Below are 17,273 nucleotides of genomic sequence, written 5' to 3' on the forward strand. Positions count from 1 at the left end.
CCGTCGTGAGCGACGGCGCGGGCTTGTCTAGGGTCACTCGTAGACCATCTCTTCGAGCTCCAGGCCCTTGGTCTCGCGCACGAAGCGCGCCACGAAGAAGATCGAGATCAGCGCACACAGGGCGTAGAAGCCATAGGCGCCGGTCAGCCCGATCGAGGCGAGCATGATCGGGAAGGTCATGGTGATGGCGAAGTTGGCCACCCACTGGAACAGCCCGGCGATCGCCAGCCCCGAACCGCGCACCTGGTTGGGGAACATCTCACCCAGCATGACCCACATCACCGGGCCCCAGGAGACGTTGAAGCAGAACACGTAGATGTTGGCGGCGATCAGCGCGAGCACCCCGTTGCCGCTGGAGAGCGCCAGGCTGCCGTTGACCATGTCGGCGGTGGAGAAGGCGTAGACCAGCAGTGCCAGCGTCAGCGTCATCCCCAGCGAGCCGGCCCACAGCAGCGGCTTGCGTCCGATGCGGTCGATCAGGCCGATGGTGACCAGACAGGCGGCGATACTCACCGCGCCGCTGATCACGTTGATCATCAGGGCGTCGTTCTCGGAGAACCCCACCGCCTGCCACAGCACGGCGCCGTAGTAGAACACCACGTTGATACCCACCAGCTGCTGGAACACCGCCAGGCCGATGCCCACCCACACCAGCTTGAGCAGCTTGCCGGTGGCGGGGTTGATCAGGTCGGACAGGCGCGGCTGGTGGCGGGTGGAGAGTGACTGGCGAATCTCGCCCAGACGGCGCTCGGTGGTGGCGGCATCGTAGACCAGCCGCAGCACCCGCTCGGCCTTGGCTTCACGCCCGGCGCTGACCAGAAAGCGCGGGCTCTCGGGGATGAATAGCAGGGCCACGAAGAAGATGCCGGCGGGTACCAGCTCCATCCAGAACATGCAGCGCCACGCCTCGAAGCCGAACCACAGCGGGGCGGTGGAGCCGCCGGCGATATTGGCCAGGACGTAGTTGTTGAGAAACGAGAAGAACAGCCCGCCGATGATCGCCACCTGCTGAATGGTCGCCAGCCGGCCGCGCAGATGCGAGGGTGCGATCTCGCTGATATAGGCCGGCGACATCACGCTGGCGGCGCCCACCGCCAGGCCGCCCAGCACGCGGTAGATGACGAACTCGAGCGAGCCCCCGGCGATACCCGAGCCCCAGGCGCTGATCAGGAACAGCACCGCGGCGACGATCAGCAGCGTGCGCCGGCCGAAACGGTCGGCCAGGCGCCCGGCGAAGAACGCCCCCACGGCGCAGCCGAGCAGCATCGAGGCGACGTTGAAGCCGGTCCCCACGCTCTGTGAGTGGAACGCCTGCTGCAGGCCGTCGACGGTGCCGTTGATGACCCCGCTGTCGAACCCGAACAAAAAGCCGCCGATGGCGGCGACGCAGCAGATCAGCATGACCACGAAAGGATGTTGCGAAGCGCTGGATGTTGGCATTGTCTAGCTCCGTTGACGTGTGTTCAGGCGCATCTCGAAGAGGGGATACGGGCGTGAGTCATGGGGCGAGCCCGGGCCGCTCACAGCCAGCCGGCATCGACCCAGTAGTTGTGGGCGGTGCAGGCGGCGGCATCGTCGGAGGCCAGGAACAGCACCATCGCTGCGATGTGCTCGGGATGGATGCGCAGTTTGAGCTTCTGCTCGGCGACGATCTGCGCTTCGTCCTCGGGGGTGTACCAGCGCGACTGGCGCGGGGTCTTGACGTTACCTGGAATCACGCAGTTGACGCGGATACCGTCGCCGCCCAGATCGCTCGCCAGCGCTCGGGTCAGCCCTTCGATGCCGGCCTTGGCGGTCTCGTAGAGCAGCATGCCCGGCTGGCCCAGGTGCCAACTGATCGAGCCGAGATTGACGATCGCCCCCCGGCCCTGGCGGCGCATGGCGGGCGCCACCGCGCGTGCCGCCAGCACCAGATGGCGCAGATTGACGTTCATGCGCTCGTCCCAGTACTCGGGAGTGACGTCCTCCAGCCGGTGGCGGTCGTCGTTGGCGGCGTTGTTGACCAGCACGTCCACCGTGCCGATCGCCTCCAGGGTGGTGGCCAGCGCCGCCGGATCGGTGAGATCGCAGCGGTGATAGTGCACCGTATCGCCCAGCTCGGCGGCCAGCGCCTCGGCGCCGTCCAGGATATCGAGGAAGTGCACCTCGGCGCGCTGGGCGGCGAAGGCGCGCACCAGCCCTTCGCCGATGCCGGACCCGCCGCCGGTGATGACGACACGTTTGCCCTGGAGACTGGGATAGATCGCTGTGGACATCGCACGCTCGCTGTCAGGAAGATTGAGTTCGAGAAGGGTTAGTAAATAGCGTTAACTAATTCTGAATCTCAGCATGCGCCGGGGGCCGAGGGCTGGCCATTGGCCATTGGTGGTAAGGGGGGATCGAGGGGAGCAGGCCGCAGGCGTGGCGGTGGGCGCGGCCGAGGGAGGCGCTGAGCGCTGCCCGTGGGGCTGATGCTGCTTTCGATGGCTCTGATATAGTCCCTGCATCGCCTTCCGTGCCGAGCCGTCCATGTCTAATCACTTCACGCCCGATCACTTCACGCCCAATCATTTCACCCCCCATGCCGCCGGCGACCTCAACTACCTGAAGAGCCTCAATCGCAGCACGATCCTGAGCACGGTACGCCGCTATCCGGGGCTGTCGCGGGCCGATATTGCCCTGCGTACCGGGCTGACCAAGGCCACCGTGGGTAGCGTGGTCAACGTGCTCGGCGAGCGCGGCTGGCTGCGCGAGGGCGAGCTGCACGCGCGCGGTGGTGGGCGCCCGGGACGCTCGCTCTACCTGGACGGCGAGCAGCACGTGATGCTCGGCGCCGAGGTGGGGGTGAAGGGGCTGCGCGTGGTGGCGTGCAATCTTCTCGGCGAAGGCCTCGCCAGTCAGCGCCTGGACGTCTCGCCCACCACGCCGGAAGAGACCGCGGCGGTGCTGGCGCGGCTGATCGAGGCGCTGCTCGGCGATCCGGCGATTGCGGCGCGGCCCTGTCTGGGGCTCGGGGTGGCGCTGCCGGGGCCGGTGGCGCCGCAGGCGCCGATCCTGCGTCTGGCACCCAACCTGGGCTGGGTCGATATCGACTTCCTGGCGCTGCTGCGCGCCGAGCTCGACTCTCCGGCGGGGGTGTGGCTACTCGACAACGAAGCCAACGCCGCCGCCTTCGGCGAGTTCTACTTCATCGAGGGCACGCCGCCGGAGTCGATCGCCTATCTCAGCGCGGGTAGCGGTATCGGCTGCGGGGTGGTCAGCGGCGAGCACTTTCCGGTGATTCCGCGGGGGCACCAGGGGCTGGTGGGGGAGATCGGCCACACCGTGCTGGTGGCGGACGGGGCGCCCTGTCACTGTGGCAATCACGGCTGTGCCGAGACCCTGGTCAGCGGCTGGATGCTGCGCGAATCCCTCGGCGTGGCGGCCGATGCCAGCCTGAGCGCGTCGCTGCTGGCGCGTCTCGACGAGCCGGAGGTCAGCGCGGCGTTGGCGCGGGCCGGGCGCGCGCTGGGGCTTTTGATGCTCAATCTGCATCACACCCTCAACCCCTCGATGCTGATTCTCGGCGGCTCGCTGATACGCCTCGGCGCGCCGCTGGTGGCACCGGCGCTGGCCTACTTCGATGCCCACCAGAACGATCTGCTGCGCCAGTCGCAGCGGGTACCGGTGAAGGTGGTCGAGGACAGCACCTTCACCGCCGCCCGCGGTGCCGCCGCCCAGGTCATGGCACGCGCCGCGATCGAGATTTGAGCTGCGATCGCGGTGTGAGCCGCGCCCGACCACCGTAGGCGCCGAACGCGGTCAGCATCGCGCTCAGTTGCGCTGCACGCGCACCTCGCTGGCCCCGTTGCCCTTGGGTTCGACCCGGATCTGCAGCGGTATGCGCTCGTGCATCTCCTGCACATGGGAGATCACGCCGACCCGGCGGCCCTGGGCCTGCAGGCCGTCGAGGGCATCCATCGCCAGCGCCAGTGACGCCGGGTCGAGGCTGCCGAAACCCTCGTCGATGAACAGCGACTCGATCGCCAGCTGGTGCGAGGCCATCGAGGCCAGCCCCAGTGCCAGCGCCAGCGAGACCAGGAAGGTCTCGCCGCCGGAGAGCGAGTGCACCGAGCGCCGCTCGTCGGCCATGTCGCCGTCGATCACCAGAATGCCCAGTTCGCTGCCGCCGCGCGCCACACGGTAGCGCGGCGTCAGCGCGCGCAGATGCTGGTTGGCATGGGTCAACAGATGATCGAGGTTATAGGCCTGGGCGATACGCCGGAAGCGCTTGCCATCGGCACTGCCGATCAGGCCGTTGATCCGCTCCCAGCGCTGTACCTCCTGCGCCGCCGCCTCGCGCTGGCGCGCCCCTCCTGCTGTACCCGGCGGCGGCGATCATCTTCGGCGAGCTGCTGCTGGGCGTCGTCGCGGCGCTGCTGCTGGGCCTGCCACTCGTGCTCCAGCGCCTGCAGGCGCTCGCGCTGGGCAGCCAGGCGCGTGCTCAACGTTTGCGCGTGTTCGGCGTCGAGCAACTGCGCCTCGGGGGTATCGGGCAGCAGCAGGCGACGCTGCTCGATCAGGGCGCGGCGGCGCTCTTCGAGCGCGACCCGGGCCGCGTCGCGCTCGCGCTCGCGCCGTTCGCAGGCCTCACGCAACTGGCGATGCGCGGCTTCGGTGTAGCCCAGCAGGGTCTCCAGCCGCGCCTCGTCGAGCTCGGGCTGGGTGCGTCGCCACGTCTGCCAGGCGTGGTCGAGCTCGGCGTGGGTCGTCTGCTCCTCCTGCTGGCGCTGGGCCAGATCGGCGATCTGCTGGGTCAGCCGTGTATGGGTGTTCTCCAGGGTCTGCCACTGCGTCTGTCGCGCCTCCCACTGCTGCTGCGCCTGCTGGCGCTGCTGCTCCAGCGCGGTCTGCCAGGCCTGGGCCGAGGCGTGCTCGCCCAGCACCGCGGCGAGCGCCTGATGCGTACGCGTCAGCGCCTGCTCAAGCTCCGGCAGCGAGGCGGCGAGTGTCTCCAGACGCGCCCGGTCGAGCGCCTGGCGTGTCTCGCGCTTGCCCAGCTCCAGGGCCAGGTTCTGGCGCTGACGTTCGAGCGGGTCGAGGGTGCGCTCGATGGTGTCGAGCCGCTGCAGCCGCTCACTGGCCTGCTGGCGCTCACTCAGCGCCTGCTCGCGCTGGTTCTCGAGCCACTCGCCAGGTTGCTCGGCGGCGCTCAACTCGGCGCTCAGCGGGTGCTCGTCCAGGGTACTGGCCGCGGCCTCGCGGGCCGGCGCCAACGCTTGCTGACGCTGCTCTGCAGCCAGCAGCGTTTGGCGGCAGCTGCGCCACTCGACGCTCAGCTCCTGATGCTGCTCGCGGGCGTCCGCCACGCGCTGGGCTTCCTGGTCGAGCTGCTGGCGCTCCTGTGCCTCGATGCTGGCCACCAGCGCCTCTCCCGGATGCGCCGGCGGCGTTTCGCGGTAGGGATGGTCGGTGGCGCCACATACCGGGCACGGCGTCTCTTCACGTAGCTGCTGGCGCAGCCGCGCGACCGCGTCGCTGCGCGCGGCGCGGGCGTTCTCGATCTGTTCGCCGATCTGGGCGTGGCGCTGCTCGGCGGCGGTGAGATCGCGCTTGGCCTGCTGGCCCGCCTGTTCGAGCTGGGTCAGCCGCTCGCGGCTCTGCGTGAGTTGCTGCTGGAGCGTCGCCTGCTCGTGATCCAGGCGTTGGCGTTCGCGCCACGCCTGGGTCAGGCCGTCCAGGGCATCGAGGCGGGCCTGGGCCTTGTCCCGCGTCTGGTTGAGGGCGGCGCGCAGGTCGGCGGCGGTGGTCTGCGCGGTGGCGGTCTCCAGCAGCGTGGCCAGATGCTGGCGCTGGGCTTCGATCTGCTGCGCCTGCTTTGCCATCTGCTGCTGCAGCTGCGCCTGACGCTGGGCTTCCTCGGCTGCCGTGGCAGTGAGCTGCGTCTGCTCCGCGCGCTGCTGGTCGCGCTGCTGCTGGCGCCTTGCGCGCTCGCTCTCCAGCTCGCGCGCCTGGGCCAGCTCGGGTTGGGCGTCGCGCAGCGCGGCGGCGGTGCGCTCGCGGGCGGCGCTGGCGGTTTCCAGCTCGGGGCCGAGGGTCCGGCGTTCGCCGTCGCAGCGTTCGAGTGCGGCGCGCGCGTCGGCCAGTTGCTGTTCGCGCCGGGCCAAGGTCTCGGCCAGGCTGCGGCGCTGGCGGACCGGTTCGCGCCAGGGGGCGAGGGCGTCGAGCTGGGCGAGGGTCTCGCGCTCGGTCTGGGCGGCGGCGATCGCCGCCTCGGCGGCCTGCAGCGTCGTCTCGGCCTGCTGCCAGTCGGCGCTCAGCCGGGCCTGGCGCTCGAGTTCGGTGCCCTCGGCCTGCAGCCGTTCGCGCCGGGTCTGCAGGGCATCCAGGGCCTGCTGCTGCGCCGTGGCCTCCTGCTCCAGCTCGGCGCGGACCTCGGCGGCCACCGGCAGGGCGTCGGCGAGCCTGGCTTCGATCGCCTCCAGCGCGCCTCGGGCCGTGCGTGCGCGCTGGAAGGCGGCGCGCGAGATGGCGGAGTAGTGCTGGGTATCGGTGAGCCGCTCCAGCAGCTCGCTGCGGGCGTTGTCGTCGGCCTTGAGAAAGGCGGCGAACTCGCTCTGGGCGAGCAGCACGGCGCGGGTGAACTGGTCGAAGTTGAGCCCCAGGCGCTCCGGCAGCAGGCGGTCGAATTCGCGCTTCTGCGCCGTCAGCAGCTGGTTGGCGTCGAGATCGATGAGCGACTGCTCGATCTTCTGCAGGCTGCCGTCGGGCTTGTCGCGGGCCCGGCGCACGCCCCAGCGGGCGCGGTAGCGGCGGCCGTCGCGGCCGACGAAGTCGACCTCGGCGAAGCCGCTGGCGCAGCCGCGTCGCAGCAGGGTGCGGGCATCGGCGGTGGTCAGGGTGTCGCGGCCCACGTCGGTGATCTGGGAGTCGCGTACCGGCGCCTGGCGCAGGCGCGGCGTGCTGCCGTAGAGCGCCAGGCAGAGTGCATCGAGTAGAGTGCTCTTGCCGGCGCCGGTGGGGCCAGTGATGGCGTAGAGCCCCTGGTCGGCGAGGGGTGACGCGGTGAAATCGAGCTCGTGGCGACCGGCCAGCGAGGCCAGGTTCTCAAGGCGGATGGCGAGTATCTTCATGCCTCACCCTCCGCGTCCTGGACTTCCTGCACCAGGGTGGCGAAATCCCTTGCCACTGCTTCCGGCGGCGTCTCGCCATACTCCGCCTGCCAGCGGCGGGCGAAGATCTCCTGCGGGGTGAGGCTGTCGAGATCGACTGCGACGTGCTCTGCGGGGTCTTTCCCGGCATTGGGATAGTGGCTGTGAATGCGCAAGAGCCGCAGCGGCTTGTCGGCGATCGCCGCTTCGATCCGGGCGCGCAGATCGGGCTGCGGCGTGTCGAGCGCCACGCGTACCTCCAGCCACGGCCAGCGCTCGCGCGGTAGCGCCTCCCCGGTGGTGGGTTCGGGCTGCCACGCCAAAAGCTCGGCCTCGACCGCCTCGACGCTATCCGGGCCGACCCTCTCGAGGGCCACGTGGCGGGGTATCGGCAGGCTCTCGACGGTGTCGAGTTCGGCCCCGTTCAAGGTCACTTCGAGTACCTGGTGGGGGTAGTGGCTCTCGCTGAAGTCGAGCGGCAGCGGCGAACCGCTGTAGCGGATGCGCGGCTCGCCCACCTGCTGCGGTCGGTGCAGGTGACCCAGCGCCACATAGGCGATCGAGGGCGGAAAGAGCGCGGCGGAGATCGCCTCCTCGCCGCCGATCACGATCGGCCGCTCGCTGGCTTCGGAGACGGCGGCGCCCTGCAGATGGGCGTGGCTCATCGCCACCAGCGCCTGGCCCGGTTCACGGCGGGCTTCGGCGGCTTCTACCAGCTCGCGGTGGACGCGGGCGATGCCCTCGCGGTAGTCGTCGACATCGCCGCCGGTGACCTCCGCCGGGCGCAGGAAGGGCAGCGCCAGGCACCAGGCGCGAATCTCCCCCGCGGCGTCGGGCAGCGGTACCAGCAGGTGATCGCTGTCGAGGCTGCCATCCTTGAGCCAGTGCACCCGCCCCAGGGCATGGGTCTTGAGCCGCTTCATCAGCGGCGCCGGCAGTTCGATGCGCGAACCGCTGTCGTGATTGCCGGCGATCATCACGATCTCCAGCGCCGGCAGGGCGGCGTGGGCGGCGACGATGAAGTCGTAGAGCAGCTCCTGGGCCCGCAGCGAGGGGTTGACCACATCGAAGATGTCACCGGCGATCAGCAGCGCATCGGGCTGGCGCTCGGCGAGCGTCGCCAGCAGCCAGTCGAGAAAGGCGCGCTGTTCGACATGGCGCTCCTGGCCATGGAAGGACTGGCCCAGATGCCAGTCGGCAGTGTGGAAAAGTTTCACGATGTGGCGCCTTGTGACGTCGGAGAGAGTGAAGCGGAAAAAGCGACGCCAAGTGTAACGTGCCGCTCGGTCTGGAGCCGAACGCAGGTTCTCGGTGTTGGAGAGATGCTGTGTTGGAGAGACGCCGTCGGCGCGACTAGGCTTTGCGGCGTCGACAGCACGGGAGGGCAAGACGGCGATGGCACTACATGACTGGGATCTGACGCCGGAGGCGGCGATCGCCCTGCAGAAGCGGCTGGCACCCGGCGTCAGGCGCGAGGATACGCTGGGCGAGGTGGGCCTGATTGCCGGCATGGACATCGGCTTCGAAGATGGCGGGGAGACCACCCGCGCGGCGCTGGTACTGCTCGAGTGGCCCTCGCTCACCCTGGTGGAGCAGGTGGTGCACCGCGAGCCGACGCGCATGCCCTACGTGCCGGGGCTGCTGTCCTTTCGCGAGATACCCGCGGCGCTGGGGGCCTTCGAGCGGCTGTCCCAGCGCCCGGATCTGATCATGGTCGATGGCCAGGGCATCGCCCATCCGCGGCGTCTGGGCATCGCCTCGCACCTGGGGCTGTGGCTCGATCTGCCGACCATCGGCGTGGGCAAGAGCCGGCTGTGCGGCCAGTTCGGCGAGGTGCCGTTGGCCAAGGGCGAGTGGACGCCGCTGACCGACCGGCGGCGTGACGAGGACCCCGACGACGTCGCCGTGGATGCGCGCGGCCGGGTCACCATCGGTGCGGTGCTGCGCTCGCGGGAGGGGGTGAAGCCGCTGTTCGTCTCACCCGGGCACCGGCTCTGTCTGCCCACCGCGGTCGACTGGGTGGTGCGCTGCCTGGGTCGCACCAAGCTGCCGGAGCCGACCCGGCTGGCGGATCGGCTGGCATCGAGAAAGGGCGAAGTGGCGGTCAGCGGGCAGCTGTCGCTGTAGCCGCGCTGTGGCGTATTGCCTGTGCGCTGGGCATTGCCTGGCTGCTTAGACGATATCCAAAGATACCGGCTCCCGTGGCGCCGGAAAGGCGTTGTCGAGCCGGGTGAGGTCGTCGGCGTCGAGGTCGATGTCCAGGGCGGCGGCGTTGGCGTCGACATGCGCCAGGGTCGACGCCTTGGGAATGGCGATCACCGGTCTCGGCCGCTCGTGCTGGGGGCAGGCGGGGCGGATGGCCCAGGCCAGCAGGATCTGGGCGGCGCTGGCGCCATGCTTGTCGGCGATCTCGTTGACCACCGTCGAGGAGAGCAGCTTGGCCCGCAGCCGGCCGCCCTGGGCCAGCGGGCAGTAGGCCATCACCGGCAGATGGTGGTCCTGCATCCACGGCAGGACATCGACCTCGATGCCGCGGGAGCCGAGGTGATAGAGCACCTGGTCGGTGGCGCAATCGGCGGCGGCAGGAAACGCTTCCATGGCTCTGAGGTTACCCGCATCGAAGTTGGAGACGCCGAAGCGGCGGATCTTGCCCTGATCGCGCAGTCGCTCGAACGCCTCGAAGGTCTCGTCCAGCGGAATGCCGCCGGGCCAGTGCAGCAGATAGAGATCGAGCCTCTCGATCCCCAGCCGCGCAAGGCTGCCTTCGCAGGCGGCGATGGCGCTGTCGCGACCGGCGTTCCAGGGGTAGACCTTGGAGACCACGAAGGCGTCGTCGCGGCGACCGCGCAGCGCCTCGCCGACGACCTCTTCGGCGCCGCCGTCAGCATACATCTCGGCGGTGTCGATCAGCTCGAGCCCCAGGTCCAGGCCGTGCTGCAACGCCGCCACCTCCTGCCGGCGCGGTACCCGATTCTCGCCCATGTACCAGGTTCCCTGGCCGATGGCCGGCAAGGCCAGCGCAGGGGCGTCGCCGCTGGCGGGAAATTCGATCCGTGGTCTCTGCCGAGGCATGCAAGACTCCCTTTTGGTTTAGGCGTTGCTGTTATGCTGGTCGCCACTCGCGGGTTTCGCAAACCCGGCATCGGCCATCGTCTACTGCTTTCAGGAGAACTTCCATCGAACCCTCTTCGCTCCGCCAGACCCGGGCCTGGGTCGAATCCTTCGTCGTGGCCCACGATATCTGTCCCTTTGCCGGGCGCGAGATGCGCCGGGACAGCATTCGCTACGTCCTCGCCGAGGCCAGCGACCTGGAAGGGCTGCTCCACGAGCTGGTGGCCGAGTGCCGGCATCTCGATGCCCACGCCGATATCGCCACCACGCTCTTGATCGCACCCGCGGGCATGGACGATTTCGACGCCTATCTGGACTGGCTCGAACTGGCCGAGCGGCTGATGGAGGAGCTGGGCTATGTCGGCATCTATCAGTTGGCCAGCTTCCACCCGGACTATGTGTTCGATGGCGTGGCGGCGGACGACCCCGCCAATGCGACCAACCGTTCCCCCTGGCCGATGCTGCATATCCTGCGCGAAGCCGAGCTCGAGCGGGCGATCGCCAACCACGCCGACCCCGAGGGCATCCCCGAGCGCAATATGGCGCGGCTGCGCGAGCCCGGCTCGGCGGCGCTGGCGGCCGGGTTGGCCGCGCGCGGCGTCGAGTGACGCGGGCCAACGCCTGTGCAGTGACCTGTGCCGATGGCTGCCAGGCCGTGTCGGGGCTATTCTGGGGCTGATCCGAGCGGAGATGCCGAGCAGCCTGGTATTCCGCCGTCAGATGTTGTCACTGGGCCCCTTCGGGGCTCTCCAAGGAGCGATACCATGCAGACCGTTACCCGTGGCGGTGAACCCGTCGAGGTGAGTGGCCGTTTTCTCGAGAAGGGCGACAAGGCGCCGCCGTTCACGCTGACCGATGCCGAGCTCAAGGACGTCCAGCTCGACGACTACGCCGGCAAGCGCAAGGTGCTCAACATCATCCCCAGCATCGACACCAAGACCTGTGCGATGTCGGCACGCAAGTTCAACGAGCGCGCCAGCCAGCTCGACAATACCGTGGTGCTGGTGGTGTCGGCGGATTTGCCCTTTGCACAGGTGCGCTTCTGCGGGGCGGAAGGGCTCGACGATGTCAGCACGCTCTCCTGCTTCCGCCATCCCGAATTCCGCCAGCTCTACGGCGTGTCGCTGGACAGCGGCCCCATGGCCGGGCTGTGCGCGCGGGCGGTGGTGGTACTCGACGAAGAGGATCGGGTGATCCACGCTGAGCTGGTCGGCGAGATCAAGCACGAGCCGGACTACGACGCGGCGATCGCTGCGCTCGAGAGTTGAGGATCAAAAAGCCCCTAAGTTTGATTAGCCTTCGGACCGATGGTCTACACTGACTGGCGAGCCATCCCCACGGATGGATGCGGACGACCGCCTTACGCTTCACACGACCCATGGAGACGATGATGACGATCAAGAAATCCGGTTCCGCCGAGTGGAAGGGCAGCCTCAAGAAAGGCAAGGGTGTGGTATCCACCCAGAGCGGTGCTCTCAAGGAGAACCCTTACGGTTTCAACACCCGCTTCGAGGGTCAGCCCGGCACCAACCCGGAAGAGCTGGTCGCTTCCGCCCACGCCAGCTGCTTCTCGATGGCGCTGTCGATGATGCTGGGCGAAGAGGGCATCGAGCCCGAAAGCATCAAGACCGAAGCCACCGTGATCATGGAGCAGGACGACAGCGGCTTCACCATCACTGCGGTCGAGTTGAAGACCGTGGCCAAGATCCCCGGTGCCGATCAGGCGACCTTCGACAGCGCCGCGCAGAAGGCCAAGGAGGGCTGCCCGATCTCCAAGCTGCTCAACGCCAAGATCTCGCTGGACGCCAAGCTCGAGAGCTGAAGCGCCTCACGCTGAGCACAGCGAGCCGGCCCCAGGGCCGGCTCGCTGCTTTTCGCACCCGGTCAGGTGCCGTGCGCTGGGCCATGACGGCGTGTGTGGACTCTGTTAACGTGCTTACCTCCGCGTCTGCCGCCCGGCACGCTGCGCCGGCCTCCGGGGCGCGGGAGGGAACAGGACACACGTGATTCGGATGCCCCACGACACAAGACAATAGCCATGGCCACTCTTCCTCAGTACGACGCGGCGCCGTCGCGCCCCCTGTCTCGCGGAGACATCAAGGTCCTGTCGCTGTCCGCCCTCGGCGGCGCGCTGGAGTTCTACGACTTCATCATCTTCGTCTACTTCGCCACGGTCATCGGGGCGCTGTTCTTCCCGCCGGAGATGCCGGAGTGGCTGCGCATGGTGCAGACCTACGGCATCTTCGCTGCCGGCTATCTGGCGCGGCCGCTGGGCGGCATCATCATGGCGCACTTCGGCGATTTGCTGGGGCGCAAGCGGATGTTCACGCTGTCGATCTTTCTGATGTCGGTGCCGACGCTGCTGATCGGCTGCCTGCCCACCTATGCGACGATCGGCTACGCCGCGCCGCTGCTGCTGGTCTTGATGCGCATCCTGCAGGGTGCGGCGGTGGGCGGTGAGGTGCCGGGGGCGTGGGTCTTCGTCACCGAGCACGTCTCGCGCAAGGACGTCGGTCTGGCCTGCGGTACCCTGGCCTCGGGGCTGGTCGCTGGCATCCTGATCGGCTCGATCATCTCGGCCTTCTTCAAGTCCTACTACAGTGCCGAGGAGATGAGCGCCTACGGCTGGCGGGTGCCGTTTCTGATCGGTGGGGTGTTCGGCTTCCTCGCGGTCTATCTGCGCCGCTACCTGGAAGAGACCCCGGTGTTCGCCGAGATGCGCGCCAAGAAAGCGCTCTCCGATGGGTTGCCGGTGAAGCGCGTGCTCGCCAGCCACCTCGACAGCGTGGTGCTGTCGATGGGCGTGACCTGGATCCTCACCGGTGCGGTGGTGGTGGTCCTGCTGCTCACCCCGAGCATGCTCAAGAGCCTCTACGCCATCGATGCGTCCTATGCCAACGTCTGGGCCATCGTCTGCACCGTGTTCGGTAGCATCGCCGCCGGCTGGTGCGCCGACCGTCTGGGCAGCGGGGTGACCCTGATCCTGTGGAGCCTGCTGCTGGGCGTCGCCTACTGGGTGATGATGCACAGCGTACCGCAGGACCCGAGCCAGCTGCTGTGGAGCTACTGCCTGGCCGGCTTCGGCGTGGGGATCGTCGGTGTGGTCCCGACCATCGCGGTGAAGTCGTTCCCGGCGGCGGTGCGTTTCTCGGGGCTGTCGTTCTCCTACAACGTCGCCTACGCCATCTTCGGCGGCTTCACCCCGGTGGTGGTCTCGACCCTGATGATCTCGCACCCGGCGGCGCCGGCCTACTATATCGCCGCGCTGGCGCTGCTCGGCGTGCTGATCGGGCTGTTCCTGCTGTGGGCGCCAGGTGGCCGCCGGCTGTCGGTGATGCCCTCCTGAGATCTTCGCGCCCCGCTCCCCGGGGCGCGTCAGCCGGAGCAGGGCGATGCCCGCGACCCTGGAACAGCGCATTCTGACCCTCTCCATCGCCGCCACCCTGGTGGTCTCGGCCCTGGGCGTGGCGCTGGGATTGATCTCGGGGTCGGAGGCGATCCTGTTCGACGGCGTCTTCTCGTCGATCGATGCGGCGATGTCGATGCTGGCGCTGACGGTGACGCGGCTGGTGATGCGCGAGTCGACCCAGCGCTTCCAGCTCGGCTACTGGCATCTGGAGCCGATGGCCGCGGCGTTCAACGGCGCGGTGCTGGTGCTGCTGTGCTTCTACGCCTTTCTCAACGCTCTCGGCACCTGGCTCCAGGGCGGCAGCGAGCCGCAGCTGGGGCTGGCGCTGGGCTACGCCGTGGCGGTGAGCCTGATCTGCTTCACGCTGTTCTTCTATGAGCGCCGGCTCAACCGCCGCGCGCGCTCGGAGTTCGTGCGGATCGATCTGCAGAACTGGCTGATGGCGGGTCTCATCACCAGTGCGCTGCTGCTCGCCTTTTTGCTCGCCTGGGCGATGGAGGGCACGCGCTATGCCGGCTGGATCCCGTACGTCGACGCCACCCTGGTGATGCTGTTGACCCTGGTGTTCGTGCCGATCCCGCTGCGGATCGTCTATCGCGCCATGCGCGAGGTACTGATGGTGGCGCCGTCGCAGCTCGACAGCGAGGTGCGCGCGGCGATGGCGCCGGTGATGCGTCGCGAAGGGCTGCTGGCGTTCGACAGCTACGTCGCCAAGAGCGGGCGCGTGCACACCATCGAGGTGCATATCCTGACCACCCCCGAGTTCGCCCGCGATGGCGGCATCGCCGTGTGCGACGAGATTCGCGCGGAGATCGCCGCCGGGCTCAGCGTACCCGCCGAGCAGCGCTGGTTCACCGTCGCCTTCACTGCCGAGCAGCGCTGGCTGTAGCGTTTTCCCGCGTGCTCTCCGCCGCCTGCACCAGGGCGCGAATCAGGCGCTGCTGAGAGCGGCTGAAGAGCATCATCTCCGGGTGCCACTGAACCCCGATCAGAAACGCGTGATGCTCGCTCTCGATCGCCTGGACCAGTTCGTTGCGATCCCGCGCCACCACCTTGAGGCCCTCGCCGGGGCGGTCCACTGCCTGGTGGTGGAGGCTGTTCACCTGGCAGTAGCGGCGGTTGAGAATCTCGGCCAGACGGCTATAGGGATCGATCTCCACGCGCTTGCGCGGCAGCACCGTGCGCCGGTTGCGGATATGCCGGTAGGTGGACTGGATATCGCCGATCAGGCTGCCGCCGAGATGAATGTTGATCATCTGCGCGCCGCGGCAGATGCCCAGGATCGGCAGCCCGCGTGGCAGGCAGCTGGCGAGCAGGTCGAGTTCCAGCTCGTCGCGGGCGGGGTCGATGCGCACGTCGAGCTGCATCTCGCCGCCGTAGCGGTGGGCGCCGATATCGTCGCCGCCGCCGATGATCAGGCCATCCAGTTCGCGCCGCAGCGGGCGCGCCGGCGACACCCGCAGCGGCAGCCCGCCGGCGCGCCATACCGAAATACAGTCGCACCACCACGCCATGCGGCTCTTGTGGTCCGAGGTGGTGATGCCGATCAACGGCCGCCGGGTGGGTTTCTCGCCCGCCATCAGGAGCGCATCCAGCGCTGCAGCGAATCGAGCCAGCGGCTCAGGGTGGGCTGCGCCAGATGCTCGCGGTAGGCCATGCAGCGCTCCGCCAGACGCGCCGGGTCGGCGGCCAGGCGCTCGACCTCGACCCAGCGGTTCCACTCCAGGCTGGCGCCCCAGTCGGGGTCGGAGAGCGAGGCATTGGGCAGCCGGTAGTGATAGGTCGGGCGGGGCTTGACCAGCCCCTCCTGCAGCAGCGGACTGGGGTGGTCCGGGGCCAGCCAGGCGAACAGTGGCAGCAGGTCGAGCTCACGGTTGCGGGTGGGGTTGGCTTCCAGGTAGTCGTCGATCAGCTGCGCCAGCGTCGGCTGGTAGTCGGGGTCGAGCACGAGGCTTGCGTAAGTCTCGGAGAATGGCCGGGTGTGCGGCAGCATGTCCCGAGTGAGGTCGACCTCGATCTGATCGCGCAGCCACTCGGCCAGGATCAGATAGGCGCGCAGATGGGCGAGCACGCTCTCCACCTCGGGCGCCGGAATCTCCGGGTTGAGATGCAGGCCGAAAGCGTAGATCAGGCTGGCATCGGTGCCCTCGGCGCCGTGGCTGCGCAGGGCGTCGAACAGCGCGTCGAGCTTGGCCAGGGCGTGCCATGGCAGCGGCGGGCAGACGATCTCGGTGGGCACCAGCCCGGCGACCATGTCGCCCAGCCATTCGCGGGTGCGCGAGTGCAGGCTGGCACGCAGGTGCTCGCCGATCCCCGGCGGCTGGCCGTTGTGCGAGCGGGCGCGTGCCAGCAGCGCAGCATCCGGGTGCACGTACTGGCTGTCGAGCTCGATATTGAAGGTGCCCCAGGGCGTGTCGGCGACCCGCAGGCGATGGGCGCTGTCATGCTTGAGCGTACCGCCGAAGGTGGCCTCGACCAGGCGCGCGGCGGCCAGCGGGGCGATGCCGGCGAACTCGATCTCCACCCCGACACGGCGGGGAGCGCCATCGCGGTTGTCGGGTTGCGGGGGCGTTGTCAGGGGCACATCGGACTCCTTGCCGGTACGCGGTGGCGCGGCCACGGGTGGGTCGTCGTGGCGATGATTCGACGGCATCAGAGCAGCTCGTTCACCCAGAGCCTAGCAGGCCTGCGGCGGGATGACAGGTACCCGCGTGCGATCCGCTGACAGGCATGTGGGCGCATCGCGTCTTCAGCCCCAGTGGCTGAGCACCACGCCGCCCAGGATCAGCCCCCCGGCCACCAGCCGTTCGCGCCGCAGTGGCTCCTTGAGCCAGACTACGCCAATGGCGATGGCAAACAGCACGCTGGTCTCGCGCAGCGCCGCGACCAGGGCGATGGGCGCCTGGGTCATGGCCCAGATGGTGATGCCGTAGGCGCTCAATGAGAGCGCGCCGCCGATCAGCCCGACCCGCCAGTGGCCGATCAGAGTCGGCAGCACGCCCGGCCCGCGCATCAGCACCAGTGTCAGCAGCATGCCCAGGCCGTCGAGCAGGAACAGCCACACCACGTAACTGGCGGCACTGCCGTTGACCCGCGCGCCGCTGCCGTCGGTGAGCGTGTAGCCGGCGATGAACACCGAGGTGATCAGGGCATTGGCCAGGGCCGTGTGCGACAGGCGGTGCTGGACGCCGCCACGCAGCGCCATGCTGAAGATGCCCAGGACCAGCAGAGCGATGCCGGCGTAGCCGAAGGCGGTGGGCGAGTCGCTGAGGGCGAAGACCCCGACCACGGTGACCAGCAGCGGCGCGCAGCCGCGGGCGATCGGGTAGACCTGGCCCAGGTCGCCGCTGCGATAGGCGCGGGCGAGGAACACGTTGTAGCCGATGTGCAGGAAGGTCGAGGCGATCAGCCACGGCCAGGCGGCGGCGCTGGGCAGTGGCACGAAGGCGACACAGACCAGCGAGATCAGCGCGCAGGCGACCTGGATCAGTGACAGGCTGAGCAGGCGGTCGAGACCCACCTTGACCAGGGCGTTCCAGCTGGCGTGCATCAGGGCGCCGGCGAGCACGGCGAGGAGAATGGGTGTGGTCACGACGTGTCCTGGTGTCGGCTGCCCGGCCATTGCATGCGGATGCCGGCGCTGT

At 68.7% G+C, this 17,273-nt stretch carries 16 protein-coding genes; 7 read left to right on the forward strand and 9 right to left on the reverse strand.

The features are described 5' to 3' along the window. Nucleotides 1–33: 33 nt before the first annotated feature. Both QO259_RS05090 and xylB read right to left on the reverse strand, forming a co-directional pair. Nucleotides 34–1,440 (reverse strand): sugar porter family MFS transporter, encoded by a 1,407-nt coding sequence (locus QO259_RS05090; RefSeq protein WP_285952052.1) that lies wholly within the window; start codon nt 1,438–1,440, stop codon nt 34–36. Between the two features lie 80 nt (nt 1,441–1,520). After that, nucleotides 1,521–2,255 (reverse strand): D-xylose 1-dehydrogenase, encoded by a 735-nt coding sequence (xylB, locus tag QO259_RS05095; protein WP_285952053.1) that lies wholly within the window; start codon nt 2,253–2,255, stop codon nt 1,521–1,523. A 253-nt stretch (nt 2,256–2,508) separates the two neighbouring features. Between xylB and QO259_RS05100 the strand changes: the two genes are divergently transcribed. Continuing rightward, nucleotides 2,509–3,729 carry an ROK family transcriptional regulator gene (locus tag QO259_RS05100; protein ID WP_285952054.1) on the forward strand — a complete coding sequence of 407 codons (1,221 nt, stop codon included), beginning with the start codon at nt 2,509–2,511 and terminating at the stop codon, nt 3,727–3,729. A 63-nt stretch (nt 3,730–3,792) separates the two neighbouring features. Here QO259_RS05100 and QO259_RS05105 read toward each other — a convergent pair whose 3' ends face one another. The 3 genes from QO259_RS05105 to QO259_RS05115 form a co-directional block, all read right to left on the reverse strand. After that, complete coding sequence (locus QO259_RS05105; RefSeq protein WP_285952055.1) at nt 3,793–4,206, reverse strand: SbcC/MukB-like Walker B domain-containing protein; 414 nt, start codon at nt 4,204–4,206, stop codon at nt 3,793–3,795. Between the two features lie 62 nt (nt 4,207–4,268). Next, nucleotides 4,269–7,091 (reverse strand): AAA family ATPase, encoded by a 2,823-nt coding sequence (locus tag QO259_RS05110; protein ID WP_285952056.1) that lies wholly within the window; start codon nt 7,089–7,091, stop codon nt 4,269–4,271. Further along, nucleotides 7,088–8,326: an exonuclease SbcCD subunit D C-terminal domain-containing protein gene (locus QO259_RS05115; RefSeq protein WP_353057317.1), complete on the reverse strand. Its 1,239-nt coding sequence runs from the start codon at nt 8,324–8,326 to the stop codon at nt 7,088–7,090. Before QO259_RS05115 ends, QO259_RS05110 begins: the two co-directional genes overlap by 4 nt. Before the next feature lie 178 nt (nt 8,327–8,504). On the opposite strand from QO259_RS05115, the gene nfi reads away from it, so the two are divergent. Next, nucleotides 8,505–9,236, forward strand: a complete 732-nt coding sequence (gene nfi / locus QO259_RS05120) for a deoxyribonuclease V (RefSeq protein ID WP_285952057.1) — start codon at nt 8,505–8,507, stop codon at nt 9,234–9,236. A gap of 45 nt (nt 9,237–9,281) precedes the next feature. Here nfi and QO259_RS05125 read toward each other — a convergent pair whose 3' ends face one another. Continuing rightward, entirely contained in the window at nt 9,282–10,181 is a 900-nt protein-coding gene (locus tag QO259_RS05125; protein ID WP_285952058.1) for an aldo/keto reductase, read from the reverse strand. A gap of 104 nt (nt 10,182–10,285) precedes the next feature. Here QO259_RS05125 and QO259_RS05130 point away from each other — a divergent pair, with 104 nt between their 5' ends. The 5 genes from QO259_RS05130 to QO259_RS05150 all read left to right on the forward strand — a co-directional run bounded on the left by QO259_RS05130 (nt 10,286) and on the right by QO259_RS05150 (nt 14,518). Continuing rightward, on the forward strand, nt 10,286–10,828 hold the full coding sequence (locus QO259_RS05130; protein ID WP_035476659.1) for a DUF1415 domain-containing protein: 543 nt from the start codon (nt 10,286–10,288) through the stop codon (nt 10,826–10,828). Nucleotides 10,829–10,984: 156 nt separating this feature from the next. Next, nucleotides 10,985–11,488: a thiol peroxidase gene (tpx, locus tag QO259_RS05135; protein WP_035476555.1), complete on the forward strand. Its 504-nt coding sequence runs from the start codon at nt 10,985–10,987 to the stop codon at nt 11,486–11,488. Between the two features lie 122 nt (nt 11,489–11,610). After that, complete coding sequence (locus QO259_RS05140) at nt 11,611–12,042, forward strand: OsmC family protein (protein WP_110675494.1); 432 nt, start codon at nt 11,611–11,613, stop codon at nt 12,040–12,042. Nucleotides 12,043–12,258: 216 nt separating this feature from the next. Beyond that, nucleotides 12,259–13,566 carry an MFS transporter gene (locus tag QO259_RS05145; protein WP_035476561.1) on the forward strand — a complete coding sequence of 436 codons (1,308 nt, stop codon included), beginning with the start codon at nt 12,259–12,261 and terminating at the stop codon, nt 13,564–13,566. Between the two features lie 46 nt (nt 13,567–13,612). Beyond that, nucleotides 13,613–14,518 carry a cation diffusion facilitator family transporter gene (locus QO259_RS05150; protein ID WP_285952059.1) on the forward strand — a complete coding sequence of 302 codons (906 nt, stop codon included), beginning with the start codon at nt 13,613–13,615 and terminating at the stop codon, nt 14,516–14,518. On the opposite strand, the gene QO259_RS05155 is transcribed toward QO259_RS05150, so the two are convergent. The 3 genes from QO259_RS05155 to QO259_RS05165 form a co-directional block, all read right to left on the reverse strand. Further along, nucleotides 14,493–15,209, reverse strand: a complete 717-nt coding sequence (locus QO259_RS05155) for a gamma-glutamyl-gamma-aminobutyrate hydrolase family protein (RefSeq protein WP_285952060.1) — start codon at nt 15,207–15,209, stop codon at nt 14,493–14,495. The two genes, QO259_RS05150 and QO259_RS05155, sit on opposite strands and share 26 nt — an antisense overlap. After that, nucleotides 15,209–16,213 carry an amidoligase family protein gene (locus QO259_RS05160; protein WP_502949145.1) on the reverse strand — a complete coding sequence of 335 codons (1,005 nt, stop codon included), beginning with the start codon at nt 16,211–16,213 and terminating at the stop codon, nt 15,209–15,211. The genes QO259_RS05155 and QO259_RS05160 overlap by 1 nt, the downstream gene beginning before the upstream one ends. 165 nt (nt 16,214–16,378) lie before the next feature. Next, a complete protein-coding gene (locus QO259_RS05165; protein ID WP_285952062.1) occupies nt 16,379–17,221 on the reverse strand; it encodes an EamA family transporter in 843 nt (280 codons plus the stop codon). Nucleotides 17,222–17,273 lie beyond the last annotated feature (52 nt).

This window comes from Salinicola sp. JS01 (genome assembly GCF_030284585.1).
Lineage (GTDB): Bacteria > Pseudomonadota > Gammaproteobacteria > Pseudomonadales > Halomonadaceae > Salinicola.